This window comes from Microvirga mediterraneensis, from assembly GCF_013520865.1.
GTDB classification, from domain to species: Bacteria; Pseudomonadota; Alphaproteobacteria; order Rhizobiales; family Beijerinckiaceae; genus Microvirga; species Microvirga mediterraneensis.
In genome coordinates this window covers 2,436,801-2,462,462 of record NZ_JACDXJ010000001.1, presented here as the reverse complement: position 1 = coordinate 2,462,462, position 25,662 = coordinate 2,436,801, and the positions used below count along the sequence as shown (strand labels likewise).

Sequence of the window (25,662 nt, the reverse complement as noted above, 5' to 3'; positions counted from 1 at the left end):
GGACCTGCTTCATCGAGCGGACCTGCCCTTTTTCGACGAGGCCGCCCCTTCAACTTATGCCGAGGATGGCGGCCGATGTGGAGTCCTTTCGGTCTCTACCCCTCTGCCGCGCGCGCGGCCTCGGCTTCCGCACGCTTCTTCTCGACCATGGTCACGGAGAAGATGGATGCCTCGTAAAGAAGCAAGGTGGGGATCGCAAGGGCGAACTGGCTGATCACGTCCGGAGGGGTGAGAACCGCGGCAATCACGAACACGATGACGACGGCGTAGCGGCGTTTGTCCTTCAGGAACTGCGAGTCGATGATCCCGGCGCGGGCGAGCAGGGTCAGGATGACGGGCAGCTGGAAGCAGATACCGAAGGCGAAGATCAGCGTCATGATCAGCGACAGATACTCGCTGACCTTCGGCAGGAACTCGATGGCCGGGCTCGTATCCGTCGCCAGCTGCTGCATGCCCACGGAAAAGCGCATGAGGAGCGGCATGGCGATGAAATAGACGCAGGCCGCGCCGATGACGAAGAGGATCGGCGTCGCGAAGAGGTACGGGACGAAGGCCCGACGCTCGTTCTTGTAGAGGCCCGGCGCCACGAACTTGTAGATCTGCATGGCGATGACCGGGAAAGCCAGGAAGCCGGCACCGAAGGCCGCCACCTGGATCTGCGTGAACAGGTATTCCAGGCCGTGCGTATAGACCAGGTGCGCCTTCTCCGGCGAACCGACCGCGAGGACGTAGGGCCAGACGAGCGCGTTGTAGATGTACTTCGCGGCGGCGAAGCAGATGAAAAACATGATCACGAACGCGACCAGCGCCTTGATCAGGCGTGAACGCAGCTCGGTCAGGTGCTCGATCAGAGGCGCGCGCGAAGCTTCGACCTCATCGTCTTCAGCGGCGGTGGTCATCCGGCTTTCGCGTCCGATTTTTCTGGTTTTTCTGAAAGTTGCTCGGCAAGGGCAGCCTGCTGGGCCTCGTACTCAGCCTCCCGCCGCAAGGATTCGGCGATTTCCGTCGCTGGATCGACGGTCGGCGGAGGAGGCAGGTCGATCAGGGGATCGGTGGGCGCGGGCTCGCGTCCTTCCACAACCGCTTGGACCGAGGCGTCGGAGGCGTCCTTTGCAAGTGCCGCCGGCTCAGGCGCCACCTGTTCGGACGCCACCGCCGGGACAGCCGGCCCGGTCTCGGTCTCGGGAGCCTTCGGGTCAGGAGATACGGGCGCTTCGATGGAGGTCTTGAGCTCGTCCCGTATGGTCTGGATGGGGTTGAAGCTCGCATTGCCGACGGAGGAGACGGAATCGTTCATCCCCTGGAGCTGCTTCTTGACGTCGTCGAGCTCGGCCTCGCGCATGGCCTCGTTGAACTGCCCCTGGAATTCCGCCGCCATGCGGCGAAGCTTCCCCGTCACCTGCCCGACCGTCCGCAGTGCCTTCGGCAGATCCTTTGGGCCGATCACGATCAGCGCGACGGCGCCGATCACCATGACCTCACCCCAGCTCATGTCCAACATGACGTGGCCTCGAACCTGCCTCTTAGGTACTCACGCGTACTGACACGCCACCAAAGTGGCTGCGCACTAAAGCTTAGCCGACCTTATGATCGGTCGTCACTGTGGTCGTCGTCGTACCGTTCTGATGATCGATGGTGCGGACCGGCTCGGACGGCTGCACCGGCTTTGCCGGCGTATCGTCCTCGGACATGCCCTTCTTGAAGGCCTTGATGCCCTTCGCGACGTCGCCCATCATGTCGGAGATCTTGCCGCGTCCGAACAGCAGGACGACGATCAGACCCACGACGATCCAGTGCCAAATACTCGTGCCACCCATGGCAATTCCTCCTGCGCCCCGGAAGGCGCGGCTTCTCGATATGAACTCGCCGTCAACCTATGCGTCGGAGGCGGCGAAAACAAGGACATCCTTAGTAGCGATCTCGATGCCCACATCCTGCCCCTCGTTCACGCCAACGGGATCGTGAACGCGGGCCTGCAGGGGGCGATCCACCCCCTGCACGTCAATGTGCACCAGATCGACCTCGCCGAGAAAGCGACGAGACATCACACGTCCCGGCAGGCAGAAGCCCGCGGGCTTGAGCTTCAGGCCCTGCGGCCGCACGCAGACGATGGCGGGACCATCGTCCAGATGCGGTGCCGGGAAGATTCCGACCGGACAGGAAACCTGGCCGTTGCGAACCACGCCCTCAAGCTCGTTGAAGTCGCAGAAGAAGCGGGCGGCGAACAGATTCGCCGGGCGCCGATAGATCTCCTCCGCCTCGCCCTGCTGGATGATCCTGCCGGAACGCATGAGCACGATCCTGTCGGCGATCCGCATTGCCTCCTCCGGGTCGTGCGTGACGACGATGGTCGTAGCGCCGGTTTCTCTCAGGATTGCGACGGTCTCGTCGCGGATCGCATCGCGCATGCGCCGGTCGAGATTCGAAAACGGCTCGTCCATGAGCAGGACGCCGGGCCGAGGCGCGATCGAGCGCGCCAGCGCCACCCGCTGCTGCTCGCCGCCCGACAGGGTATGCGGGTACTCGTTGGCGTAGTGTTCGAGCCCCACGCGGGACAGGGCGCGCCGCGCGGCGATGCCCGCCTCGGAGGCCGACAGGTCCTTCAGGCCGAACATGATGTTCTGGAGGATCGTCATGTGCGGGAACAGGGCATAATCCTGGAACATCAGCCCGATGCCCCGCCGTTCCGGCTCCAGGAACACCTTAGGTCCACTGACCTCCCGCCCATCCATGAGCACCCGGCCGGAAGTCGGCATCTCGACTCCCGCGGCGATGCGCAGCAGGGTGGTCTTGCCGCAGCCGGAATGACCGAGCAGGCAGACGATCTCTCCCGGCTCGATGGTCAGCGACACGCCGTCGAGCGCCCGCTGGCTGTCATAGGCCTGGACGATGCTCTCGAAGCTCAACTGGGCCGGTATCGACGCGCCGGCCGTTCCTCGCTGACCCCAACGGGGCAGACGGAACAGGTCGCGGGCGGACCCGGCGGGTCTGGCGTTCATTCCTCGCCCACCTCGGTCTGATGCATGTCGAGAGGCTGAAGCAGATCGTCGTCGAGCGGGTCCTCATCCTCGCGCAGGGCATCCGCATCGGAAGGGGTCGGCACCGAGAAATCAGAAGGCACGCGTCCCTCGATGAAGCCCGCCCCCTTGAGTTCCTCGAGACCTGGAAGATCCTCGATGGCATCGAGGCCGAAATGCTCCAGGAAGCCCGGCGTCGTACCGTAGGTCACGGGACGGCCGGGCGCCTTCCTGCGCCCCCTCAGACGAATCCAGCCGGTTTCCAGGAGGGTATCGATGGTGCCCTTGGACGTGGCGACGCCGCGGATCTCTTCGATCTCGGCGCGGGTCACCGGCTGGTGGTAGGCGATGATCGCCAAGGTCTCCATCGCGGCGCGGGAAAGCCTGCGCTGCTCGACCACATCGCGGGCGAGCACGAAGGACAGGTCGCCGGCCGTGCGGAAGGTCCATTTCCCGGCCACCCGGACGAGGTTGACGCCCCGGGGGGCATAGAGCTCGGTCAGGTCCTGAAGGATCTTCTCCACATCCGCGCCTTCAGGCAGACGCCCGCTCAGTTCCTCGGCGCTCAAAGGTGCGGGCGCGGCGAACAGGAGCGCCTCGGCGATCCGCATGGCCTCGCCGTGATCGGGGACATGGCTGATCTCCGGCGCCTCGGCTTCCGTCATCTCGGTCGTGTCTTCCTGCATGTCGGGCAGCATCTTAAACTCCTGCCTCGGCCGGATCGGCGACGGGCTTGACCCAGACCGGTGCGAAGGCCTCGTCCTGCCGAACCGTCAGCTTGCCCTCGCGCACCATTTCCAGGGTGGCGGAAAGGGCCGAAGCCAGTATCGTCGGTCGCATGGAAGGCTCGACCATGTATTCCATCAGATAGGTGTCGAGTGTCACCCAGTCGTTCAAGTGACCGACGAGACGCTCGAGGGCCTCGCGCGCATCGACCAGCGACCAGACGTTCCGCTTGTGCAGGGACACACGGGCGTTGAACTGGATCTGCCGCTGCTGGGCATAGGCCTTGAGCAGGTCGTAAAGGCTCGCCTCGTAGTGGGAATCCCGGAGGATGATCACGGGTTCGGGCGCGCCTCGGGCGAAGACGTCACGACCGAGCCAGGCACGCTCGCCCATCTTCTTGGCGGCCTCGCGGATCGCCTCCAGGCGGCGCAGGCGCAGGGCCAGGGCCGAGGCCAGCTCCTCGGCGCTCGGCTCCTCGCCCTTCGGCGGCTCGGGCAGCAGGAGGCGCGACTTGAGATAGGCGAGCCAGGCCGCCATCACGAGGTAATCGGCCGCCAGCTCGAGACGCATGCGGCGCGCGGCCTCGATGAAGGCGATGTACTGCTCGGCCAGCGCCAGGATCGAGATCCGGTGGAGATCCACCTTCTGGCGCCGGGCGAGTTCCAGCAGCAGGTCGAGCGGCCCCTCGAACCCGTCCACGTCGACGAGCAGGGCGGGCTCGCTCTCGGCCCGCTCCGTGCGTTCGACGTCTTCGAAGGGTAAGGGATTTGCCATCGACCGTACTCAACTCATGGGGTTCGAAGCTTCATTAGCTTTAGGCGATCATCGCAAGAGCAGAATCGAGCCTGGACCGGGCATCCACAGGATCCAAAGGCTCCGGATCATGGGTGATGCGTGCTAACGCAGCGTTAGCGCGGCGGAGGGCTTCCCCGCTTAAGGTAGGCGCGGCTTCGGCGACGGCACTCATCTCCTCCATGTTGCCGTTGCAGTGAAGAGCCATGTCACAGCCTGCCGAAAAGGCGGCCTCCGTCCGGCCCCGGAATGAACCGGAAAGGGCGTGCATCGACAGATCGTCGGTCATCACCAGACCGTCATAGCCAATTTGGCCGCGGATGATCTCCTGCATGACGACCGGGGAAGTGGTCGCGGGCCGGTCCGGGTCCAGGGCGGTGTAGACCACGTGCGCCGTCATGGCGAGGGGCATGTCGGTGAGCATGCGGAACGGCGCGAAATCGTGCCGCTCCAGCTCCTCGCGCGAGGCATCGACCACGGGAAGCGCCAGGTGGCTGTCGGCGCCGGCCCGGCCATGGCCCGGCATATGCTTGACCACCGGCAGCACGCCGCCCGCCAGGAGGCCCTCGGCGGCGGCCCGGCCCAGGATCGCGACCTGACTCGGCGTCTGGCCGTAGGCCCGGTCCCCGATTACGTCGTGGGCGCCCGGCGAGGGAACGTCCAGGACCGGCAGGCAATCGACCGTGATGCCGACCGAGCGGAGGTCGTGGGCGATCAGCCGGGCGCCGAGCCGGGCGATCTCGCGCTGGACGAGCGGATCGTTCGCGTGAAGGCGACCATAGGCGCGGCCGGAAGGATATTTGGGCCAGTGCGGCGGCCCCAGGCGCTGAACCCGTCCGCCCTCCTGATCGATCAGGATGGGAGCGTCGGCCCGGCCGACTGCGTCCCTTAGGGCACCGCAGAGCGCCCTCACCTGCTCGGGGCTCTCTACATTGCGGCGGAACAGGATGAATCCCCAGGGATCCGCCTCCTTGAAGAAGGCGACCTCGTCCGGGGTGAGTTCGGTGCCGGAGCATCCAGCAATAAAGGCGCGGGTTTTCATACCCGCGCCTTAAGTCTCCTGCTCGGCAGGGTCAAGAAATCTCGACCGCCAAGTTATCTTGTCTCAGTTTATCCCGCCTCAGTTCTTGGCGACGAAGCACTGGCCGCCCTGGCCCTGCAGCTTGGAGCAGAGGGAAGAGGCCTCGTCTTTGGACAGGGGCCCGACCCGGACGCGATAGATGGTGTTCCCGTTCACCTCGGCCTTGCGGATGAGGGACGGCATGCCTTCGAGGTCGGGGTACCTGCGCTGGAACGAAGCGAAGGCCGTCTGAGCGCCGGCTTCCGAATTGGCGAGGCCGAGCTGCACGGCAAAGCCGCCGCTGGGCGTCGTTTCCGCTGCCGCCGCGGCCGGAGCGACCGGCTGAACCGACGCGACCTGCGTCGGTGCGGGCGTTGCTGCCGCGGGCTTCGGAGTCGGAGCGGGCGTGGCCGGAGCCGCGACCGGAGTGCTCGCAGCAGCGCGGGGCTGGGCCGATGCGGTCTGCACCGGAGCAGCCTGGGCCTGGGGCGGCAGCGTCATGGCTGCGGGAGCCGCCGGCTGGGCGGCTGGACGCTCCGAGCCCGCCACGGTGCCGTCGGGGCGGATGGTGACCGTGCGGACTTTCTTCGGCTCCCCGAGATTCAGACTGGCGGTCTGATGAGGCTTGACCGAGCTGGTAGGGATCGTACCGCCCGTGGCGTCGGCCACGGCGCCGCCATTCATGCGCACGGCCTGCTGCAGGTCGACCGGCTGCTCCTCGCGGTTGACGACCTTTGTCGCCGCGTTCTGATTGGCGCGCTCGTAGATCTGCTTGTTCTGGTTCGGGATCTCGACCCCGCCCGGGTTCTGCGGCTGGACCTTGGTGGGCTCGTTGTTCGCCTTCACCAGCGGCGGCTCGCCCCCGGTGATCGCCGATGAGCCCGAAGCCATGTAGGCTCCGCCACCGCCGAGCACGACTGCGCCCACGACCGCCGCCATGGCGATAACGCCCTTGCGGGACCGGCCCTTCTCGATCGGAGCATAATCCTGCGGCTGATCGTAATCCTGGTCGGCGTAAGGCCCGGCCTGATCGGCGTAGTAGTCCTGCGCATAGGCCTCGTTGCCGTAGGCATCCTGATTCTGGTGAGCAGGCTGGCGGGGATAGGCCGGTTCAGGGGCGCGGACATGGCTTTGCGGGTACCCGCCGAGGTCGAACGACGGCGCGGCGTGACCTCCCTGCGGGGCACGGACCGGCACCTCGCGGGCGGGTTGCGGCATGGTGTCGCGGACGGCGAAAAGATCGTCGATCGAGGAGCCCTGCTGACGCGGACGGGCGGATCCGTCATTGGCCAAGAGAGCCTGAAATGGGTCGTCTTGCCCTACGATCCGGGCCAATTCCGCGAGCGGATCGTTCCGCCCGGCGCTGGCCGGCTGGGATTGCGGGGTACCCGCCTGCGCGAGTTGCCGTTCGATCTCGTTGAGGTCGACGGCAAAACGGGGCTTTACTGATTCGCTCATGCGCCGGATCTCCAGTTACGCGACAGGAGCACCGTTGCTCCGCCTGCATGACGTAACGAGACCCGACGCGAATGCTTCGTAAGCGGTTGATCCGCCTCAAGAAACACTATCGCATTTCTTCGGGTGCCGTGACGCCCAGGATTGCGAGACCAGATGCGAGCACGCCCTTGAGGGCATGCACGAGAGCGAGCCTCGCTTGTGTTGAATCTTTATCAGTTAGATTAACAAAGCGTAATTGCGGCAAGTCTTTGCCCTTATTCCATAAGCTGTGGAACGCACTGGCCAGGTCATAGAGGTAGAATGCGACCCTGTGCGGCTCGTGAGCCTCGGCCGCGGCTTCGATCATCCGGGGAAACTGAGCGATGCGGTGAATGACGTCCATTTCCGCTTCGTCACTCAAAATCGACAGATCCGCCTTCTCCAGCTGAGCCGGCGTGAAGTCAGCCCCCGGGAACGCTTCCGCCGCCTGACGGAAGACCGAGGCACAGCGGGCATGGGCGTACTGGACGTAGAAGACCGGGTTGTCCTTGGACTGCTCGACCACCTTGGCGAGGTCGAAATCCAGGGTCGCATCATTCTTGCGGAAGATCATCATGAAGCGGGCGGCATCACGGCCCACCTCATCGACCACTTCCCGCAGGGTCACGAAGTCGCCCGAGCGCTTGGACATCTTCACCGGCTCGCCGCCGCGCAGAAGCTTCACGAGCTGGCAGAGCTTTACATCCAGATCGCCCTTGCCGTCGGTCACGGCCTTCACGGCCGCCTGCATGCGCTTCACATAGCCGCCGTGGTCGGCGCCCCACACGTCGATCATGGAGGCAAAGCCACGCTCGTATTTCGAGCGGTGATAGGCGATGTCGGAGGCGAAATAGGTGTAGGAGCCGTCGGACTTCAGCAGCGGACGATCCACCTCGTCGCCGAAGGCCGTGGCGCGGAACAGAAGCTGCTCCCGGTCCTCCCAATCCTCGTCCTTCTGGCCCTTCGGTGGCGGGAGGCGGCCCATATAGACCAGATCGCGACCGCGCAGTTCGGCGATCAATCTGGCGACTTCTCCCCCATTTCCTTGCTGCAGGGAGCGCTCGGAGAAGAAGACGTCGTGGTGAATGTTGAGGACCGCAAGATCGTCCCGGATCATGTCCATCATGGCGTCGATGGAGGTCTCGCGCACGAGCGGCAGCCACTCGGCTTCAGGCTTGTCGATCAGGCTCGTGCCATATTCCTTGGCCATCCGCTCGCCGACGGGCTTCAGGTAATCGCCGGGATAGAGACCCTCCGGGATCTCTCCGATCTCGTGCCCAAGGGCCTCTTTGTAACGGAGATAGGCCGAGCGGGCGAGGACATCGACCTGCGCGCCGGCATCGTTGATGTAGTATTCCCGCGTGACCTTGTAGCCCGCGAAATCCAGGAGACCGGCCAGGGCATCGCCGAAGACCGCGCCCCGGCAATGACCCACATGCATCGGGCCGGTCGGGTTGGCCGAGACATACTCGACATTGACCGGCGCGCCCGCCCCCTGCCCGCTCCGACCGAAGCCGTCGCTGTCGACGACGGCGGCGCGCAGGACCTCGTGCAGCACCGAAGGCGCAAGGCGGATATTGATGAAGCCGGGACCGGCGATCTCCACGTTGGTAACGCGCGGATCATCCTTGAGGTCGGCGACGAGAAGCTCAGCGAGGGCACGCGGGTTCATCCGCGCCTCCTTGGCCAGGACCATGGCGGCGTTCGTGGCGAGGTCGCCATGGGAGGAATCGCGCGGCGGCTCGACCACGACGCGGCTGACATCCAGCCCTGACGGCATCCTGCCCGCCTCGGCCAACCGGCCGAGCGCATCCGCAACCCGCTTCTCAAACAGCCCGAAAATGTTCATGGTACTTTGTCTCTGAGGGGCCATTAGCCCCGGAATTCCTTGGGTGCCGCCTAGCGCAGGTCCGGCGTCACGTCAAACAGGCGCCGGTGCTCGAGGATCGCATATCGGTCCGTCATGCCGGCGATGTAATCGGCAACGCGGCGGGCGAGCCGGGGCTCGTCGTCTTTCGGCAGATCGGCCTGCCATTCCTCCGGCATCAGCTCCGGCTCTGCCTTGAAGCGTCGGAAAAGATCCCGCAGCACGGCGTCCGCCTGGGCGCGGACCCGCATCACGTCCGGGTGCCGGTACATGCGGGCATAGAGGAAACGCTTGATGGAGGCATCGGCCTCCTTCATGGCCTGCGAGAAACAAACCATAGTGTCGCCCGCCCTCCGGATGTCCTCGGCGCTCTGCGGCGACAGCGCGGAGATCCGGCGCTCGCCCTCCGCGACCACGTCCTCGACGAAACGGGTGATGACGCGCCGGGTCAGTTCGTGGATGCGCCGGGAAAGGTCGAGGGTTGGATAGCGCGCGCCGATTTCGGTCAGGAGGCCGTCGAGGAACGGCACCTCGCACAGTTCCTCGATCCTGAACAGCCCGGCCCGCAAGCCGTCGTCGATGTCGTGAGCATCGTAGGCGATGTCGTCCGCGATGGCGGCCGCCTGGGCCTCGCCTCCGGCATGGGTGGCGAGTTCCAGGTCCTGCAGGGCGTTATATTCGAGGATCGCCAGCGGGACGCCGCGCGCGGCATAGCGCAGGGTCGGCTGGCCCTGGGCATCCAGGAGCGGGCCGTTGTGCTTGACCAACCCCTCCAGGGTTTCCCAGGTCAGGTTGAGCCCGTCATACTCGGCGTAACGGCGCTCCAGGCGGGTTACGACCCGCAGGGCCTGGGCGTTGTGGTCGAAGCCGCCGAACCCGGCCATGCATTCATCGAGGGTATCCTCGCCCGTATGGCCGAAGGGGGTATGGCCCAGGTCGTGGGACAGCGCCAGTGCCTCGGCCAAATCCTCGTCAAGGCCGAGGGAGCGGGCGAGCGCCCGGGCGATCTGGCTCACCTCGATGGTGTGGGTCAGCCGGGTCCGGAAGTGGTCGCCCTCGTGATAGACGAAGACCTGCGTCTTGTGCTTCAGGCGCCGAAAGGCCGAGGAATGGATGATCCGGTCCCGGTCGCGCTGGAACTCGCTGCGGGTCGGCGAGACCGCCTCCGGGAACAGCCGGCCTCTGCTTCCCCAGGGGTCGCAGGCATAGGGGGCTCGCCATCTCTCGCCAAAGGGCCGCACAATCATCCCCGGGTTGAAGCCTTGTCAGGGCGCACTTACCTTGCTCTTAACACCTTGTCCAAGAATTACGTCCTCCTGAGGACTGGAAGTGCCCATGACCGGTATCACCCTGACTGCCCGCGCCGCCCGCCGCATCAACGAGATCATGTCGTCCGAGCCCGCTGGCTCCCACCTGAGAATCAGCGTGAACGGCGGTGGCTGCTCCGGGTTCCAATATGCCTTCGACGTGGATCGCACCCGGCAGGACGACGACCTCGTGATCGAAAGGGACGGAGCGACCGTGGTCGTGGACGAGGTATCGATCCAGTACATGGACGGCTCCGTCATCGATTTCGTGGACGACCTGATCGGCCAGTCCTTCAAGATCGAGAATCCCCATGCCACCGCCTCTTGCGGCTGCGGCACCTCGTTCTCATTGTAAAATCGTTACATAATGTCCTATTCTGCCTCCGCATTTTTCTGAGATGGCCGGCGTCAGATTCGACCGGCCAGGGAGACAGCATGGGACTTCGTTATCGCGCAGGCGTTTGCGCACTCGCCTTGGTGGCAGGTTCTGCGGCTTTGCAGTTCGAACCTACCGTGATCCGGAACCTCGTAGTCGACAATGGCGGACACCGCATTTCCGTAGGGGCCGTCAAGGTTCCGCTATGGAGCGCCGCTTTCGCGCAGAGCGCGGACAGCTTCGCCCTTGAAAACGTGAGTTTCTCATTCGGTGGAGCTCGGTATGAAGCCAAGCGCATCGAAGTTTCCGGTTCGGCCTCATCGAGAGCGGACATCGAGGCGCTGTTCTCGAGCAGTGCATCCGAGCCATTGGCTGGCCGTCTGGCGCGGGTCAGCGCCAAGAAGATCGTGCTTCCTGAGGTCAAGCTGACGCAACAGTCCAATGGACGTACCGTGACGGTCACGTACTCGAACGTGACCCTGAGCGACATCGTGAAGGGCAAGATTGCCTCGACCACGGTCGAGGCCATGGCCATGGACGAGAAAGGGCCCGAGGTTGATCTCGTCGGCAGCTTCGGACGTGCCGCGATCAGCGATTTCGATCTGCCGGCCTTCGCACGCCTCTACGAAACCAAGGCCGCCTCCACGTCCGACCCCATGGCGTTGATCCACGGTCAATTCTCCATCGAGAAAACCGAATTGCGCGCCGCCAAGGAACAGGTCGGCTTCAAGATCGCCCGTATCAGCGGCCGTGACTTCATGGCACGGCCAACCCTCGATTCCTGGACCGGCACCTCGGCTCTCTTGGAGAGGCTCGGGAATAAAGCCGATCTTTCCGACGCCGAGCAAAAGCAGCTGATGACGTCGATTGCCGACTTGCTCGGCGCCTTTAACATCGCATCCGCCGAAGCGGCCGGAATCGAGTTTGCAGTTCCCAAGAAGGACAAGAGCAAGCAGCCTTCCGCGGCCGGTCGCATCGAGCGGATCGCCTATACGGGCGCGATAGGCTCCGCGGCCGCCAGTGTCCGCATGGAGGGGTTCGCGGTCAGCGATCAGGACATGCATATCAAATTCGGCGGCATAAGTCTGACGGGCTTTTCTTTCGAGTCGACGCTGAATGGCTTGAAAACTCTCCAGGACAAGTCTCTCGACGATCTCGACCAAGCCGATATGCGGCCTCTGATTCCGACCTTGGGCACGCTGCGTGTTTCCGATGTCGATATCGACGGTCCGAGCGATGAAGAAGGCGGCAAGCCTGGGCGCATCGTCATCACGATGAAGGGGCTCGAGCTGACGGCCGACAAACCTTTGAATGGCTTTCCGACGAATGTCAGGTTCGAAACCCGCGACGTTGCGATGAAACTCCCCTCGGGCGGATCGGACGAGCTGATCGCCGGTCTTCTGGGACCAGGCTCCGAGAAGCTGACTTCATCCTTCCTGCTCGACGCAAGCTGGAACGAGAGCACCAATGAAATCCTGCTTAAGCAGGTTGCAGGCGAAGCCAAGGGAATGGGTCGTTTTTCCCTGACGGGCGTGATCGGCAGCGCCAACAAGGATCTCTTCAGCACGGACGAGGCCACGGCCGCCGCTGCGCTGATCGCCATGAAGGCGAAGTCCGCCAGTCTCGTTGTGGAGGACAATGGGCTGTTTGACCGTTATCTCGCCGAAACCGCCAAGAAGCAGAAGACCAAGCCGGATACTCTGCGCAAGCTCTACGCGGATGCCGCGCCGCTGGTCCTCACCTCCATGGCCGGCAGCTCTGAGCAAACCTCGACCTTGGCAAGGGCGATCGCAAGCTTCATCGCAAAGCCCGGGAAGCTCATGATCGAGGCGACATCGAAAAGCCCTTCCGGCTTTGGCTTCATGGATGTTGCCCTGGCAGCGAAACCTGCCGATGCGATTCAAAAGCTGAACATCACGGCGAAGGTGGAGTAAGCCGCCGCTCTCACGTCATGGCCGGCCTTGCGCCGGCCATACCGATACGGCGAGATCACCGGCACAAGCCCGGTGATGACGTGGTGGGGCTGGCCGCCTGTCGTGCCGCTCCTCAGATCAGCGTCGGCTGGTCCGCTTCCGCCGCCTGCGCCTCCACGACAGCGATGGCCGTCAGGTTGACGATGCCGCGAGCCGTCACGGACGGGGTCAGGATATGGGCGGGCTTGGCCGGACCGATGAGGATGGGTCCGACGGGGAGCGAATCCGCCAGGACCTTCGTGAACTGGAACGCGATGTTGGCCGCGTCCAGGTTCGGCATGATCAGCACGTTGGCCTCGCCCTTCAGGCGCGAGTTGGGGTTGATCCGGTCGCGGATCATCTGGGACAGGGCTGCGTCCGCCTGCATCTCGCCGTCGACTTCAAGATCCGGCGCACGCTCGTTGATGCAGGCCAGGGCCTCGCGCATCTTCAACGCCGAGCGGCTATCCGCCCCGCCGAAATCCGAGTGTGACAGGAGCGCGATCTTGGGCTCCATGCCGAAGCGCCGCACGTGGCTGGCGCAGGCGATCGTCATGTCGGCGATCTCCTCCGCCGTCGGATCGAACTGCACGTGCGTGTCGGCAAGGAAATAGGCGCCCTTCGAGGTGATGACGAGCGACAGGGCCGCCATCTCGTGCACGCCGGGCGCGAGCCCGATAATGTCCTTGATGTGCTTGAGGCGGGACTGGAAGCGGCCCTCGAGCCCGCAGATCAGCGCATCCGCATCCCCTCGCCTCACCGCGAGCGCACCGATGACGGTGTTGTTGGTGCGCACCAGCGTCCGCGCCGCATCGGGCGTGATGCCCTTGCGGCCGGCCGCCTCGACGTAAGTGGCGACGTAGTCGCGGTAGCGCGGGTCGTCCTCCGGGTTCACCAGCTCGAAATGCCGCCCGATCTCCATCGACAGGCCGAAGCGCTTCATGCGCGCCTCGACGACGTTCGGGCGCCCGATCAGGATCGGCTTGGCGATGCCTTCCTCGACGATGACCTGCACGGCGCGCAGCACGCGCTCGTCCTCGCCCTCCGCATAGATCACACGCTTGGGTGCTGCCTTCGCCTGCGAAAACAGCGGCTTCATGATGAAGCCGGAGCGGAAGACGAAGCGGCCGAGGGATTCCGCATAGGCTTCCAGATCCGCCAGGGGCCGCTTCGCGACGCCGGAATCCATCGCCGCCTTGGCGACCGCCGGGGCGATGCGGAGAATGAGGCGCGGATCGAACGGGCTCGGGATCAGGGACTTGCGGCCGAAGGGATGCGCCTCGCCGCCATAGGCGCGCGCCACCACCTCGGACGGGGCCTCGCGGGCCAGCCCGGCGATGGCCTTCACGGCGGCGGCCTTCATCTCCTCGTTGATCGTGGTCGCCTGCACGTCGAGCGCGCCGCGGAAGATGTAGGGGAAGCACAGGACGTTGTTGACCTGGTTCGGATAGTCGGACCGGCCGGTGCAGATCATCGCGTCGGGCCGGGCGGCTTCCGCCTCCTCCGGCATGATCTCGGGATAGGGATTGGCGAGCGCCATGATCAGCGGGCGCGGCGCCATCTGGGCGAGCAGCTCCTTCTTGAGGACGCCGCCAGCCGAGAGGCCGAGGAACACGTCCGCATTGGGGATTACGTCGGCGAGCGTGCGCGCATCCGTCTTCTGCGCATAGACCGATTTCCAGCGGTCCATGAGCTCGTTGCGGCCCTCGTGCACGACGCCTTCGATGTCCGTGACCCAGATGTTCTCACGCTTGGCGCCGAGCGACACCAGGAGATTGAGGCAGGCGAGCGCCGCGGCGCCGGCACCCGAGGTGACGATCTTCACGTCCTCGATGCGCTTGCCCGCGAGTTCGAGCGCGTTCGTCACCGCCGCGCCCACGATGATGGCTGTGCCGTGCTGGTCGTCGTGGAAGACCGGGATGCCCATGCGGGCCTTCAACCGCTCCTCGACCTCGAAGCATTCCGGCGCCTTGATGTCCTCGAGGTTGATGCCTCCGAAGGTCGGCTCGAGGGCGGCGATCACCTCGACCATCTTGTCCACGTTCTTCTCGGCCAGCTCGATGTCGAACACGTCGATGCCGGAGAACTTCTTGAACAGGACAGCCTTGCCTTCCATCACCGGCTTGGAGGCGAGCGGGCCGATGTCGCCCAGGCCCAGAACGGCCGTGCCGTTGGAGATCACGGCCACCAAGTTCTGGCGCGACGTGAGATTGGCGGCCTCCGCCGGATCGGCCGCGATGGCCTCGCAGGGGGCGGCCACGCCGGGAGAATAGGCCAGGGCCAGGTCGCGCTGGTTGCCGAGCGGCTTGGTCGGCTGGATCTCGAGCTTTCCGGGGCGCGGATGCTGGTGGTAGAACATCGCTCCCGATTTCAGATCCTGCGAGATGTTGTCTCCCATCCCCGACACTCCTTGCACTGACCAAACCACTTTGGAGGCCCTTGTGCGCGCCCTTCACCCTGCCGTCAATGTTCTTGTCTTAAGCCTCGGGGCCGCGCGATGAAGCTTCGGCATCGCCTGAAGAACTGGCGCAACCCGCACAACCAGACCCGAATCCACTTAGCCCGCATGACCGGACGCTACGGCTACGAAATCGGCGAATTCACCTACGGCAAGCCCAAGGTCCGTTTCCCAGAGTCGGGCCGCAAGCTCACCATCGGGCGCTACGGCTCCATTGCCGACAAGGTGGAGATCCTGCTCGGCGGCAACCACCGCACCGACTGGGGCACGACCTATCCCTTCTCCGCGTTCCGGGAGCTGTGGCCAGGAGCGCCCGAGAGCGAGGACTACCATACCTCCCGGGGCGACGTGGTCATCGGCCACGACGTCTGGCTCGGCTCCGGCGCCATCGTCATGTCTGGTGTGACCATAGGGCATGGCGCCGTGGTCGCGGCTCATGCCATCGTGACCAGGGACGTGCCGCCCTACGCCATCGTCGGCGGCAATCCGGCCCGCGTGATCCGCTACCGCTTCGACGAGGACACCATCGCGGCCCTGCTCGATGCGCAATGGTGGGAGCTGCCGCGGGAGAAGATCGCGACCCTCATCCCGCTCCTGCAGAGCGACCGGATCCGCGAGCTGATCGCGGCCGTCAGGGTGCTGCGGGCTCAATCGTCCTGAGCGTCCGGCGGCCGAGCGCCCTCGCCTTCAGGCCCAAAGCAGGCTTCTCGACCAGGATCCATGACGCGGCCGCGACCACGAGGGTGATCGCCAGCGACGGCGGCAGCAGCGCGACGGCTGTCGCGCCCGGCCAAAGCGCGTGCAGACTCTGCTGGATCGGCCAGCCATAGAGATACGTGCCGTAGGACAGGTCCACCTTGGGCTCGTAGGCGAAACGCGTCAGCATCGGCGTGAAGGCCAGCCACAGGATGCCGTAGGTGGAGCCCATGAACAGCAGCGTCTTGTACAGGAAAGATCCGGCGCTCAGCCACGTGGCGAGGAGAAGGACCAGCACGACAAGCCCCGAAAGCCGGACCCGGCTGCGCCAGACGTAGAGCGCGCCGCCGAAGGCGAAGATCAGCGGCAGGCGGAGTGCCGTCTCCATGCCTTTGGGCGCGTCTGGCTGAAGAAGGTTCAGCCCCGCCGAGCCGAGCGCCATCGCGGCCACGATGACGAGCGCAGCGGTCCGGGATTGCAGCAGCCCCAGGAGCCCTATGACAAAAACCGCCGCATAGCACATGACCTCGTATTTGAGGGTCCAGACGGTTCCCATGGGGAGCACCAGGGGATTGCCGGTGAACACGCCGGGCAACTCCGTGTTGCTCTTGAAGCTCGTGAGCGTCGCCGTGATGAAGCGGCGCAAGGCCGGGCTCCCAAGATACTCTCCGAGGGGCAGCGTGGTCATGGCGGAGCCGAGAAGAAGCGCCACCGCGAGCACCGCAACGATCAGCCCGGGCGCGATGCGCAAGGTCCGGGCGATGGCATAGTCCCGCCAACCGCGCCGGTCGAAGCTCATGGTGACCAGGAAGCCCGAGATGGCGAAGAAGCCGTTCACCGCATGCTCGCCCAGGGTGAACCCGGTCGAGGCGAACAGGGGCTCGTCGGACAGCTCACCCGTGGTGACGCTGAAGGCGTGGGACATCACGACGGCGAGGGCGAGGCCCAGGCGGATCAGGGTGAGATTGTTGTGAGGCCCGGCAATCGCGCTCTCGACCTTTACACCGTTCCAGGAACGCGCAGGAGCCATCGTGCCGGGTTACCTTCTCCTGCGCTCCGCTGTCGGAGCCTGTCAGGAGAAGGCATTAAATCAACCGCGATAGGACGGCAATACGCCCGGGCAATCCCCATGCGGTCCCGGTCAGAACGCCTTGCGTCCCCGCATCGCCGCCCAGGCTCCGGACGCCGAGCCGCCATAGCGCTCGACGAGCTTGCGCTGGAACGTCAGGCTCGCGCCCAGGGTCTTGAGGGCATTGATGGCGAACATGCCCGGCGCCGGGTTCGGCAGCCCGTATTTGCGGCTCACATAGGCCCGCGACCACGCCTGGTGCCAGCGGGAGGTGAAGACGCGACCCGGCTTGTCGCCGCTCGACCGGCCGCGTCCATGCCTGACGACGGCCTGCGGGACATAGATCAGAGCAGAGCCGGAATCCGCCACGCGGCGGCAGAGGTCGTCGTCCTCGTAGAACAGGAAGATGTTCTCGTCGAAGCCGCCGAGCCGCAGGAAAGCCTCGCGGCGGATGAGGAAGCAGGCGCCCGAGAAGAACGGCGCGCAGGCCTCGCCTTCCGGCACGACGAGCTTGCCGCCGGGATTGGTCAGCGAAGCGGCGAGCAGGGAGCGCGGCTGATAGAACACCCGCCCGCTCGGCTCCACGATCTGCGGCGCGAAGAACGCCGCATCGGGATGGCGCCGCGCCGCATCGACGAGGGCCGCGACCGCGCCCCTGTCGACGATGCAGTCCGGATTGACGATCAGCACGAATTCGCTGTCGGCCGCCCGCACGCCGATGTTGTTGGCGCGGCCATAGCCCTCGTTCCGGGGATTGACGATGACGCGGGCGCCCTGCCCCTCGGCCATGGCGGCGGTCCCGTCGGTCGAGGCGTTGTCCACGACGATCGCCGGCACGCCGTCCGCCCGCAGCGCGCCGAGACACTCCGGCAGCGCATGGGCGCTGTCGAAGGTCACGACTATGGCGGTGACGTCCTGAGGGCTCATTTCTCCGGCAGGTTCGTCCGGATGTGCAGCTCGCGCAGCTGCTTCGGGGTCGCCTCGGAGGGGGCGCCGAGCAGCAGGTCTTCCGCCTTCTGGTTCATGGGGAACAGCGTGATCTCGCGCAGGTTATGCGCGCCGCAGAGAAGCATCACGATCCGGTCCACGCCCGCCGCCATGCCGCCGTGGGGCGGCGCGCCGTACTGGAACGCGCGGTACATGCCGCCGAACCGCTCCATGACCTCCTTCTCGCCGTAGCCGGCGATCTCGAAGGCCTTCACCATCCGGTCGGGACGATGGTTGCGGATGCTCCCTGAGGCCATCTCGTAGCCGTTGCAGACCATGTCGTACTGGAAGGCCGTGATCTTGAGGATCGTGTCCTTGTCCTTCGGATCGAGGGCCATGAAGGCGTCGTGGTCGAAATCCGCCATGGAGAACGGGTTGTGGGAGAAGTCGATCTTCTTCTCGTCCTCGTTCCACTCGTATTGCGGGAAGTCGACGATCCAGCAGAACTCGTACCGGTCCTTGTCGATCAGGTTGAGCTCCTCGCCGATGCGGGTGCGCGCCTTGCCGGCGAGCGACGCCGCCTTGTCCTCGACGCCGGCCGAGAAGAACACCGCGTCGCCGGCCTTGATGCCGGCCTTCTCCCGGATGACGGCCTGCGCGGCTTCCGGGATGAACTTGGCGATGGGGCCCTTGGCCTGGATCTGGCCGTTCTCTTCCTCGAACACGATGTAGCCCAGGCCCGGCGCGCCTTCCGAGCGGGCCCAGTCGTTGAGCTTGTCGAAGAAGGAGCGCGGCTGCGAGGCGGCGCCGGTCGCCGGAATGGCGCGCACGACGCCGCCGGACTTGATCACGTTCTTGAATGCGTTGAAGGTCACATCATCCCGAGTGAACACCTCCGACACGTCGGCGATGATCAGCGGGTTGCGCAGGTCCGGCTTGTCGTTGCCATATTTCAGCATCGACTCGAAATACGGGATGCGCGGGAAGACCTCGGTCACCGGCTTGCCGTCGGCGAATTCCTTGAAGGTATCGCGGATCACCGGCTCCATGGTCTGGAAGATGTCTTCCTGCGTGACGAAGCTCATCTCCACGTCGAGCTGGTAGAACTCGCCCGGCAGGCGGTCGGCGCGCGGGTCCTCGTCGCGGAAGCAGGGCGCCATCTGGAAGTACCGGTCGAAGCCGGAGATCATGATGAGCTGCTTGAACTGCTGCGGCGCCTGCGGCAGCGCATAGAACTTGCCGGGATGGATGCGCGACGGCACGAGGAAGTCGCGAGCGCCCTCAGGAGAGGACGCGGTCAGGATCGGCGTCGTGAACTCGAAGAAGCCGCTCTGCTGCATGCGGCTGCGCAGGCTGTTGATGATCGCGCCGCGCTTCATGATGTTGTTGTGCAGCTTCTCGCGGCGCAGGTCGAGATACCGGTAGGTGAGACGGGTCTCCTCCGGATATTCCTGGTCGCCGAAGACCGGCATCGGCAGCTCGGCCGCCGGGCCCAGCACCTCGATGTCGGTGATGTAGACCTCGACCATGCCGGTCGGCAGCTCCGGGTTCTCGGTACCGGCCGGGCGCTTGCGCACCTTGCCGTCGACCCGGATCACCCATTCGGAGCGCGCCGCCTCGGCCTGCTTGAAGGCCGGGGAATCCGGATCGATCACGCATTGCGTCATGCCGTAATGGTCGCGCAGGTCGATGAACAGCACGCCGCCATGGTCGCGGATGCGGTGGCACCAGCCGGAGAGCCGGGCCACCTGGCCGACATCGGATTCGCGGAGCGCGCCGCAGGTATGGGAACGGTAACGGTGCATGGAGGCGGACATGGGAAAGCCTGCTGGTTCGATTTGAAGCGCAACATCCATGGGAGTCGGGGGAAGTCAAGGTGGAAGGACGAATTGAAGCCGCGCAAAAGCGCTCCCTCCCCTGACGGGGCTGGCGGCTTTTAGGCTGGTCCTGGCTCGTCTCATCAATTGAGGGAAGCGCGGGACTTGGATGTCTTCACCCGCTCCAGCGGAGCGCGCGAAAATCGGGTCGGGACGGGAGATCCGCCCGGACGGGAAGACAACCGGTCTCCCGCGCACGGCTTTTCGAACCTGAGCCTCGCTCTCCAGCCCATCAGGGACAAACCCTCAGAGGGCGCTACGGCGCGTCTTGTCGCGCAGCCCCGGGTGCACCGGTGCCGGCGAGGCTTCGGCGACCCAGCGCCGATCCTGCCCGAACAGGTCTTGACGCCCGGTATCCTCCACTCAGGACCCCGGCATGGCGGAACAGCGTCTTTCCCGCCAGAGGCCAGAACCGTATCCGGTCTCCTTCGCCGACGCCTCGGGCGCGTCCCTCGCGAGACCGGACAAGCAACGATATATCTTACGTCAGAAGCGATGTCAAGAACACAACGTGAACATATAGGTCCGCACGTCGCGCGGCGCGCCAACACGGACTCTTCCGCCGACAGGGTGAATCGACCCTACCAACTTCGCCGTGCGGGTCGGCTCGTCGCGCCATCCACGCCGTGAGCGCGCCCTGGGGTTGAGACGTGGGACCGGAACAAGCTCGGCCATGACGGGTCGATGTCATCCCCGGCGCACGCCCTGCGGGAAGGGGATCCATGGCGTTGCGCCTGTGGGTGGATTCCCTTCCCCTCCGCTCCGGCCGGAAATGACACGCGCTCGTCATCGCTGGCCTCATGCCTGACTGGCAGACGCCGGCACCAGCGCCGCCGGCGGCTCGCCCCTTATTTTCCAACGACTTTCTCGTTCTTCACCCGACTTAAATCCTTGCGGAACAAAGGGTGAATTCCCATATTACTCCTATGGTTAGCACCCTTGCGACATCCCTGTTGAGACCGGCCCGGAACGCTCCCGTCGAGGAGCGGATCGAGGGCAATTGGCACGTCTATCCGCTGGATGGCGCGCTGGAGCTCGACTATGTGGACCAGGCCGGCCATCCAAGCCGGCGGTGGGTGCTGGCGCGCGAGCTGAAGGTGGGGCCGGGCAAGATGCTGCTGGGCGGGATCGACATCCTGTCCGAGGACGGCTATCGCGGCTTCCGGGTCGACCGGATCCAGCGCCTGGAAGACGCGGAGACCGGGCTCGTGGTCGAGCACAACATCCTCGACTGGCTCGTGAAGCGCGCCGAGCGGCAGGCGAAGGCACGGCGCAAGTTCCTTGCCAAGCAGCTTGTCCGCGGCCAAGCTGGCGCCTGACCGGCTGTCCCTGCCCCTGATCCCTTCCGTCCGTGCGGAGCTTTACCTTATCCTCCGACAATCGGCGGGTCCGGCGAGGACGGACTCGCGGGCCCCTTTCCGATAGGCTATGAACGCTCCATGGACCTGATCACCTCCACCGACGCCCTGGCCGCCGCCTGCGCCCGTCTCAGCCAGCATCCGTTCGTGACCGTCGACACGGAGTTCCTGCGCGAGACCACCTATTACCCGAAGCTCTGCCTGATCCAGATGGCGGGCCCCGATCCTGCGGATGCCTGTCTCATCGACCCCCTGGCCGAGGGCATCAGCCTCGACCCGTTCATGGCGCTGATGTCGGACCCGAACGTGGTAAAAGTCTTCCATTCGGCCCGGCAGGACCTGGAGATCGTCTGGAACCTCGGCGGCATCGTGCCCACGCCCCTCTTCGACACCCAGGTCGCCGCCATGGTGTGCGGCTACGGGGATTCGGTATCCTACGAGCAGCTCGCCAACGATCTCGCCAAGGCCAAGATCGACAAATCCTCCCGCTTCACCGACTGGTCGCGCCGCCCGCTCACGGATGCGCAGCTCACCTACGCCCTCTCGGACGTCACCCATCTGGTGAAGGTCTACGAGGCGCTGATGGAGCAGCTGCAGACGAACGGCCGGCTCGACTGGCTCGCCGAGGAGATGGCGATCCTCACCTCGCCCGAGACCTATCAGGCCGATCCCGGCAATGCCTGGCGCCGCCTCGCGGGCCGCCTGCGCAAGCCGCGCGAGATCGCCGTGCTCATGGAAGTCTCCGCCTGGCGCGAGCGCGAGGCGCAAGGGCGGGACGTGCCCCGTGGGCGCATCCTCAAGGACGACGCGGTGATCGACATCGCTACCTCGGCTCCGCGCAGCGTGGAGGCTTTGGGCCGCCTGCGCACCATCCCCAACGGTTTCGAGCGCTCCCGCACCGGGGGCGAGATCCTGGACGCGGTGGAACGCGCGCTCTCTCGCGACATGGCGACGATCCCGGTTCCGGAGCGCAGCCGCGGCCGCTCCAATACCGGCTCCGTCGTGGACCTGCTGAAGGTGCTGCTCAAGGCTGTATCCGAGCAGGAGGGCGTCGCGCCCAAGATCATCGCCACCGTCGAGGAGCTGGAAGCCATCGCCGACAGCGATGAAGCCGACGTGCCATCCCTGCACGGCTGGCGCCGCAGGCTCTTCGGCGAGAAGGCGATTGCGCTGAAGAACGGCGAACTCGGGCTGGTGCTGGAGCGCGGGCGGGTAAGGCTGCGCGAGATTCTGTGAAGGCTGGCTTCGTCGGGCTAGCACAAGGGCTGGCTTGGATTTTGAAACCAACCTTTTTGGTATTTCGCCTCAAGCCGTTCGATGGCTCCTCTGATTGCGTTAACGGCATCCATATTCCTGCTCTCCTGATCGACATAAACCATGTAACCTCCATCAGGATCATCAGCAGGGATGATATGAATATTCAAGTAACGAGGAGAGTTCTTAGGACCGCTAAAAGTCAGGTAATAACCATATGGGACGATCGGATGCTTATCGTTGGTGCGTAGCGCCAATCCTGAGAAAGCCTGAGACTTATTGTTGAGCCAGCATGACTTTGCTGCGGCCATGATCCGCTCTCTGACCTCCTCTCTGGTGGGGAGGTTAGCTGGATGAATCGCTGCTACTTCCCTGCTGTCCTTAGCAAGCCCAACGCTTGGCCGACTTATTGCCTCACAGGTCATTAGTCCCAAAAGGCAGGCTGCTGCTGTCAAGGTACGCGCATAGGGATAGGACATAGGTGCCTTGTGCATTCGTCGAGCGGTTGATACTTTTGCCACAAAGTAACACGCTCCGACGCGATTGACAGTTACTACTTTGATTAAATGAGCCCCTTCAGCCGCAGCAGTCCGATGGTTGCCACCGTCGCCGCGTCCTTGATGACGCCTTCTGTGATCATGGCGGTGACCTGATCGAGCGGGAAGGCACGGCTGATCATGTCCTGCTCGGTGCGCTCACGTCGGGCCTCGCCCTGCCGAAGCCCCTGCGCGAGGTAAATGTGGAAACCCTGGTTCGAATATCCGTAGCATTCGAACAGGTGACCTACGGACAGCATGGTCTCGGCTGTTAGCCCAGTCTCCTCGCGCAGTTCGGCGCGGGCCAGTTCCAGCGGATTTGTGCCCGGGGCATCTTCCCAGGACCCCTGCGGCAATTCCCAATAGCGGCCCTGTACCGGGTAGCGGTACTGCTCCACCAGGTGGATCCTGCCGTCATCGACCGGGGCGATGATCGCGAAGTCCGTCTTCTCGACGACGCCATAAATACCGGGCGACCCGTCCTGACGGACGATTGCATCCTCCCGCACCCGCATCCATCGGTTCTCGTAGACGATGCGCGTTGCGGTGGCTCTGATATCCGGCGGCATGGCGGCTCCAATACGCAAATGGCCGGGGCAAGCCCGGCCATGACGAGAGAAATCGGTTCGGAAAACGTCCTTACCGTCCGAAAATGCCCTTGAAGACCTGGGCAAGCTTGTTGTGCTTCTTCTTGCGGTCCACGTCGGCCTGGCTCTTGACCCAGGCGATCTGGACCACGCGGCGTTCGCCGGAGAACGGCAGGTGGCCGTGCCAGGAATTGTCCGAGCGCAGGAAGGCGAACATGGTGCCCATGACGGGCGGCACTTCCAGCTTGAACTTGTCGTAGTTCTTGTCGTCGTAGAGGACGCGCAGGCGACCGCCCTCGTCCTGCTGCCACTCGTCGTTCATGTAGACCAGCATGGTCATGACCTTGGACGGGCCGTCCGTGTGGATGGACCCGTATTTGGGCTGCGACTTCTTCATGATGGTCGTCAGGCGCGGATACTGGTGCAGGTCCAGGCCGAATTTCTTGGACAGCTCCTCGGTCAGCTCGGGGCCTTCCAGCTCCTCGATGAGCTTCTTGAAGTTGCCGTGAAGCTTGACCTCGTCCACCGTCAGGTAGCCGGGCTTGTTGATGTCGGGAAAATCCCGCCGCAGGTCGTCGATCTTGTCCTGCTTCAGAAGGTTCGAGGCCAGAACGTAGTTGTAGGGCTCGCTGGACCGCTCGGCGTTGCGAACGGCTGTAAGGTCGATCAATTCCATAGTTGTCCCCAAAGGCTAAGCTTCCTTCCCACTTGGGAAGAGAAAGTATTGAAGTCCCTTGCTCTGTAAAGCCTTAATCATGCACGGGTCGGAAGTCGATCAGCTTCGCCCGCGACCGATGATGGCGTTCTAGTGGATTTCGACGACGGGATCCATGTTGAGGAGCTTGCCCAGACCGCGAAGGCGGCCCGAGAGGCGCTCATTGGCGAGCGGCCCCAGGCCGGCGGGCAGGCTGAGCACGATCTGGCTGCCACGGGCCGTGAGGGGAGCCTGGGGCAGGATCCCCTCCATGGCGACCGAGACCGGATAGGCGATGCGCATCAGGGCGGCGAGCAGCCGCGCCCGCTCGAGGAGCCGGGGACCGGCAAGAGACTTGATCCGCGAGGAGACCTTGTCGGGCGAAAGCCCCTCGTGGCGGAAGAAGATCGACAGGGCCAGATAGGCCCGGCCCGGGTGGTCGAGCCCGGCGAAGGCTCCATAGGCGATCAGGTTGAGGCTCTGCTCGCCCCGGTAGTCGGGATGCGCCCGCCAGCCGATATCGGCCAGGAGGCAGGCTGCCTGGCGCAGGCGGGTGTCGTTGTCCGTCTCCGGCAGGCCCAGGCTTTTGATGAAGGCTTCGGTCCACTGGCACAGCTCCACCCCGTGGCGGGGCGAGCGGGAGCGCAGGAGGTTGAGGTCGCTGGCGGCGGCGAGCAGCGGGTCGCGCTCGCGCGTCTCCGGGTCGAGCCTGTCGAACAGAACGCCTTCGCGCACGCCGAAGGCCGAGATGGCGACCTCCTTGGGCTCGCCGAGGCGGATGATCTCCTCCAGCACGATGGCCCCATAGGCTAGGAGCGGACGCCGGGCCTCGGAAATGCTCTCGATGTCCTTCAGGGTCTTGGAATCGGCCTCCTCGACGAGGTGCAGGAAGTCGAGGCCGTCATCCGGGTCGATGATGTAGCCGTGCATCACGTGGAGCGGGTAATCCCGTGCCGCCTGGTGCAGCCGCGCCAAGGCGCGCCAGGTGCCGCCGACCGCGTAGAAGGTGCGGCCGTGCAGGTCTTCCAGGTATTCCGGGGCGCGTTCCAGGGCCTCGCGCACGATCCGCTGGGCCCGCTTGAGCGAGCCGCCGCTGACGTCCTGCAGGGCGAGGCCGCCGAGCGGCATGGTGATCCCCTGCCCGACCCGGGAGCCCCGCACGTCGACCAGTTCCAGGCTGCCGCCGCCCATGTCGCCGACCATGCCGTCCGGCGCGTGGAAGCCCGCGATGACGCCGAGGGCGGAGGCCCTCGCCTCCTCGGCCCCGGAGAGCAGGCTGATCGGCTGGCCGCAGGCTTCCGCGGCCGCCTCCAGGAAGGCGGGGCCGTTGGAGGCGTCGCGCGCGGCGGCGGTGGCCAGCACGAAGACCTCGGACACATGCATCGTGTCGCACAGGACGCGGAACCGGGCGAGGGCCCGCAGGGCCCGGTCCACGGCCTCGTCGTCCAGGCGGCCGGTGGTCGCCACATGGCGGCCGAGGCCGCAGAGGACCTTCTCGTTGTAGATCGGCGTGACGGCGCGGGAGAGCCCCTCATAGGCCACGAGGCGCACGGAGTTCGACCCGATATCGATGATGGCCACGGGGCGGCCGATCTTGAGCCGCCCCTGGGCCTCCTGGCTCACGGCCTGCATG

23 protein-coding genes are annotated in these 25,662 nt (G+C 65.0%); 5 read left to right on the top strand and 18 right to left on the bottom strand.

Features of this window, described 5'->3' with window-relative positions:
* Positions 1-95 precede the first annotated feature (95 nt).
* The 10 genes from tatC to H0S73_RS11550 all read right to left on the bottom strand — a co-directional run bounded on the left by tatC (position 96) and on the right by H0S73_RS11550 (position 10,185).
* Entirely contained in the window at positions 96-899 is an 804-nt protein-coding gene (gene tatC, locus H0S73_RS11595) for a twin-arginine translocase subunit TatC (protein WP_181052299.1), read from the bottom strand.
* Positions 896-1,501: a Sec-independent protein translocase protein TatB gene (gene tatB, locus H0S73_RS11590; protein WP_181052298.1), complete on the bottom strand. Its 606-nt coding sequence runs from the start codon at positions 1,499-1,501 to the stop codon at positions 896-898. Before tatB ends, tatC begins: the two co-directional genes overlap by 4 nt.
* Positions 1,502-1,574: 73 nt before the next feature.
* Positions 1,575-1,817 carry a twin-arginine translocase TatA/TatE family subunit gene (locus H0S73_RS11585; protein WP_181052297.1) on the bottom strand — a complete coding sequence of 81 codons (243 nt, stop codon included), beginning with the start codon at positions 1,815-1,817 and terminating at the stop codon, positions 1,575-1,577.
* Between the two features lie 57 nt (positions 1,818-1,874).
* A complete protein-coding gene (locus H0S73_RS11580; protein ID WP_181052296.1) occupies positions 1,875-2,999 on the bottom strand; it encodes an ABC transporter ATP-binding protein in 1,125 nt (374 codons plus the stop codon).
* The gene (gene scpB / locus H0S73_RS11575; protein ID WP_181052295.1) at positions 2,996-3,715 is read right to left on the bottom strand and encodes an SMC-Scp complex subunit ScpB; all 720 of its coding nucleotides are present in this window, start codon (positions 3,713-3,715) and stop codon (positions 2,996-2,998) included. The genes H0S73_RS11580 and scpB overlap by 4 nt, the downstream gene beginning before the upstream one ends.
* Position 3,716: 1 nt before the next feature.
* A complete protein-coding gene (locus H0S73_RS11570; RefSeq protein WP_181052294.1) occupies positions 3,717-4,517 on the bottom strand; it encodes a segregation and condensation protein A in 801 nt (266 codons plus the stop codon).
* Between the two features lie 40 nt (positions 4,518-4,557).
* Complete coding sequence (gene nagZ / locus H0S73_RS11565) at positions 4,558-5,577, bottom strand: beta-N-acetylhexosaminidase (protein WP_181052293.1); 1,020 nt, start codon at positions 5,575-5,577, stop codon at positions 4,558-4,560.
* Between the two features lie 78 nt (positions 5,578-5,655).
* Positions 5,656-7,053: an SPOR domain-containing protein gene (locus H0S73_RS11560; RefSeq protein ID WP_181052292.1), complete on the bottom strand. Its 1,398-nt coding sequence runs from the start codon at positions 7,051-7,053 to the stop codon at positions 5,656-5,658.
* A gap of 106 nt (positions 7,054-7,159) precedes the next feature.
* Positions 7,160-8,920 carry an arginine--tRNA ligase gene (gene argS / locus H0S73_RS11555; RefSeq protein ID WP_181052291.1) on the bottom strand — a complete coding sequence of 587 codons (1,761 nt, stop codon included), beginning with the start codon at positions 8,918-8,920 and terminating at the stop codon, positions 7,160-7,162.
* A 50-nt stretch (positions 8,921-8,970) separates the two neighbouring features.
* Entirely contained in the window at positions 8,971-10,185 is a 1,215-nt protein-coding gene (locus tag H0S73_RS11550; RefSeq protein ID WP_181052290.1) for a deoxyguanosinetriphosphate triphosphohydrolase, read from the bottom strand.
* An 88-nt stretch (positions 10,186-10,273) separates the two neighbouring features.
* Here H0S73_RS11550 and erpA point away from each other — a divergent pair, with 88 nt between their 5' ends.
* Positions 10,274-10,600, top strand: coding sequence for an iron-sulfur cluster insertion protein ErpA (erpA, locus tag H0S73_RS11545; protein ID WP_181052289.1), 327 nt, complete (start codon positions 10,274-10,276; stop codon positions 10,598-10,600).
* Positions 10,601-10,680: 80 nt separating this feature from the next.
* Positions 10,681-12,555 (top strand): hypothetical protein, encoded by a 1,875-nt coding sequence (locus H0S73_RS11540; RefSeq protein ID WP_181052288.1) that lies wholly within the window; start codon positions 10,681-10,683, stop codon positions 12,553-12,555.
* Between the two features lie 112 nt (positions 12,556-12,667).
* Here the strand turns inward: H0S73_RS11540 and H0S73_RS11535 are convergent, their stop codons facing one another.
* The gene (locus H0S73_RS11535) at positions 12,668-14,971 is read right to left on the bottom strand and encodes an NADP-dependent malic enzyme (protein ID WP_181052287.1); all 2,304 of its coding nucleotides are present in this window, start codon (positions 14,969-14,971) and stop codon (positions 12,668-12,670) included.
* A 99-nt stretch (positions 14,972-15,070) separates the two neighbouring features.
* Here H0S73_RS11535 and H0S73_RS11530 point away from each other — a divergent pair, with 99 nt between their 5' ends.
* Positions 15,071-15,691 carry a CatB-related O-acetyltransferase gene (locus H0S73_RS11530; protein WP_181052286.1) on the top strand — a complete coding sequence of 207 codons (621 nt, stop codon included), beginning with the start codon at positions 15,071-15,073 and terminating at the stop codon, positions 15,689-15,691.
* On the opposite strand, the gene H0S73_RS11525 is transcribed toward H0S73_RS11530, so the two are convergent.
* The 3 genes from H0S73_RS11525 to aspS form a co-directional block, all read right to left on the bottom strand.
* Positions 15,663-16,757, bottom strand: coding sequence for an acyltransferase family protein (locus tag H0S73_RS11525; protein ID WP_181052285.1), 1,095 nt, complete (start codon positions 16,755-16,757; stop codon positions 15,663-15,665). The two genes, H0S73_RS11530 and H0S73_RS11525, sit on opposite strands and share 29 nt — an antisense overlap.
* 111 nt (positions 16,758-16,868) lie before the next feature.
* Entirely contained in the window at positions 16,869-17,723 is an 855-nt protein-coding gene (locus H0S73_RS11520; RefSeq protein ID WP_181052284.1) for a glycosyltransferase family 2 protein, read from the bottom strand.
* Positions 17,720-19,528: an aspartate--tRNA ligase gene (gene aspS / locus H0S73_RS11515; RefSeq protein WP_181054314.1), complete on the bottom strand. Its 1,809-nt coding sequence runs from the start codon at positions 19,526-19,528 to the stop codon at positions 17,720-17,722. Before aspS ends, H0S73_RS11520 begins: the two co-directional genes overlap by 4 nt.
* 1,025 nt (positions 19,529-20,553) lie before the next feature.
* On the opposite strand from aspS, the gene H0S73_RS11510 reads away from it, so the two are divergent.
* Both H0S73_RS11510 and rnd read left to right on the top strand, forming a co-directional pair.
* Positions 20,554-20,919, top strand: coding sequence for a hypothetical protein (locus H0S73_RS11510; protein ID WP_202049797.1), 366 nt, complete (start codon positions 20,554-20,556; stop codon positions 20,917-20,919).
* A 120-nt stretch (positions 20,920-21,039) separates the two neighbouring features.
* Positions 21,040-22,194, top strand: coding sequence for a ribonuclease D (gene rnd / locus H0S73_RS11505; RefSeq protein WP_181052283.1), 1,155 nt, complete (start codon positions 21,040-21,042; stop codon positions 22,192-22,194).
* A gap of 17 nt (positions 22,195-22,211) precedes the next feature.
* Here the strand turns inward: rnd and H0S73_RS11500 are convergent, their stop codons facing one another.
* From H0S73_RS11500 to ppx, 4 genes are all read right to left on the bottom strand, one after another.
* The gene (locus H0S73_RS11500) at positions 22,212-22,523 is read right to left on the bottom strand and encodes a hypothetical protein (RefSeq protein WP_181052282.1); all 312 of its coding nucleotides are present in this window, start codon (positions 22,521-22,523) and stop codon (positions 22,212-22,214) included.
* 251 nt (positions 22,524-22,774) lie between these two features.
* Positions 22,775-23,317, bottom strand: coding sequence for an NUDIX domain-containing protein (locus H0S73_RS11495; RefSeq protein ID WP_181052281.1), 543 nt, complete (start codon positions 23,315-23,317; stop codon positions 22,775-22,777).
* Positions 23,318-23,387: 70 nt separating this feature from the next.
* Positions 23,388-24,011, bottom strand: a complete 624-nt coding sequence (locus H0S73_RS11490; RefSeq protein WP_181052280.1) for a 2OG-Fe(II) oxygenase — start codon at positions 24,009-24,011, stop codon at positions 23,388-23,390.
* Positions 24,012-24,140: 129 nt separating this feature from the next.
* Positions 24,141-25,661, bottom strand: coding sequence for an exopolyphosphatase (gene ppx, locus H0S73_RS11485; protein ID WP_181052279.1), 1,521 nt, complete (start codon positions 25,659-25,661; stop codon positions 24,141-24,143).
* Position 25,662: the final 1 nt, after the last annotated feature.

What these genes read in the sequence shown, in the direction of transcription:
- H0S73_RS11540 (WP_181052288.1), top strand. Translation starts at nt 10,681, where the DNA reads ATGGGACTTCGTTATCGCGCAGGCGTTTGCGCACTCGCCTTGGTGGCA.
- H0S73_RS11495 (WP_181052281.1), bottom strand. Translation starts at nt 23,317, where the DNA reads ATGCCGCCGGATATCAGAGCCACCGCAACGCGCATCGTCTACGAGAAC.
- H0S73_RS11500 (WP_181052282.1), bottom strand. Translation starts at nt 22,523, where the DNA reads ATGGCCGCAGCAAAGTCATGCTGGCTCAACAATAAGTCTCAGGCTTTC.
- H0S73_RS11570 (WP_181052294.1), bottom strand. Translation starts at nt 4,517, where the DNA reads ATGGCAAATCCCTTACCCTTCGAAGACGTCGAACGCACGGAGCGGGCC.
- rnd (WP_181052283.1), top strand. Translation starts at nt 21,040, where the DNA reads ATGGACCTGATCACCTCCACCGACGCCCTGGCCGCCGCCTGCGCCCGT.
- H0S73_RS11585 (WP_181052297.1), bottom strand. Translation starts at nt 1,817, where the DNA reads ATGGGTGGCACGAGTATTTGGCACTGGATCGTCGTGGGTCTGATCGTC.
- H0S73_RS11530 (WP_181052286.1), top strand. Translation starts at nt 15,071, where the DNA reads ATGAAGCTTCGGCATCGCCTGAAGAACTGGCGCAACCCGCACAACCAG.
- aspS (WP_181054314.1), bottom strand. Translation starts at nt 19,528, where the DNA reads ATGCACCGTTACCGTTCCCATACCTGCGGCGCGCTCCGCGAATCCGAT.
- H0S73_RS11580 (WP_181052296.1), bottom strand. Translation starts at nt 2,999, where the DNA reads ATGAACGCCAGACCCGCCGGGTCCGCCCGCGACCTGTTCCGTCTGCCC.
- tatC (WP_181052299.1), bottom strand. Translation starts at nt 899, where the DNA reads ATGACCACCGCCGCTGAAGACGATGAGGTCGAAGCTTCGCGCGCGCCT.
- H0S73_RS11550 (WP_181052290.1), bottom strand. Translation starts at nt 10,185, where the DNA reads ATGATTGTGCGGCCCTTTGGCGAGAGATGGCGAGCCCCCTATGCCTGC.
- ppx (WP_181052279.1), bottom strand. Translation starts at nt 25,661, where the DNA reads ATGCAGGCCGTGAGCCAGGAGGCCCAGGGGCGGCTCAAGATCGGCCGC.
- tatB (WP_181052298.1), bottom strand. Translation starts at nt 1,501, where the DNA reads ATGTTGGACATGAGCTGGGGTGAGGTCATGGTGATCGGCGCCGTCGCG.
- erpA (WP_181052289.1), top strand. Translation starts at nt 10,274, where the DNA reads ATGACCGGTATCACCCTGACTGCCCGCGCCGCCCGCCGCATCAACGAG.
- H0S73_RS11490 (WP_181052280.1), bottom strand. Translation starts at nt 24,011, where the DNA reads ATGGAATTGATCGACCTTACAGCCGTTCGCAACGCCGAGCGGTCCAGC.
- H0S73_RS11560 (WP_181052292.1), bottom strand. Translation starts at nt 7,053, where the DNA reads ATGAGCGAATCAGTAAAGCCCCGTTTTGCCGTCGACCTCAACGAGATC.
- scpB (WP_181052295.1), bottom strand. Translation starts at nt 3,715, where the DNA reads ATGCTGCCCGACATGCAGGAAGACACGACCGAGATGACGGAAGCCGAG.
- argS (WP_181052291.1), bottom strand. Translation starts at nt 8,920, where the DNA reads ATGAACATTTTCGGGCTGTTTGAGAAGCGGGTTGCGGATGCGCTCGGC.
- H0S73_RS11520 (WP_181052284.1), bottom strand. Translation starts at nt 17,723, where the DNA reads ATGAGCCCTCAGGACGTCACCGCCATAGTCGTGACCTTCGACAGCGCC.
- H0S73_RS11535 (WP_181052287.1), bottom strand. Translation starts at nt 14,971, where the DNA reads ATGGGAGACAACATCTCGCAGGATCTGAAATCGGGAGCGATGTTCTAC.
- nagZ (WP_181052293.1), bottom strand. Translation starts at nt 5,577, where the DNA reads ATGAAAACCCGCGCCTTTATTGCTGGATGCTCCGGCACCGAACTCACC.
- H0S73_RS11525 (WP_181052285.1), bottom strand. Translation starts at nt 16,757, where the DNA reads ATGGCTCCTGCGCGTTCCTGGAACGGTGTAAAGGTCGAGAGCGCGATT.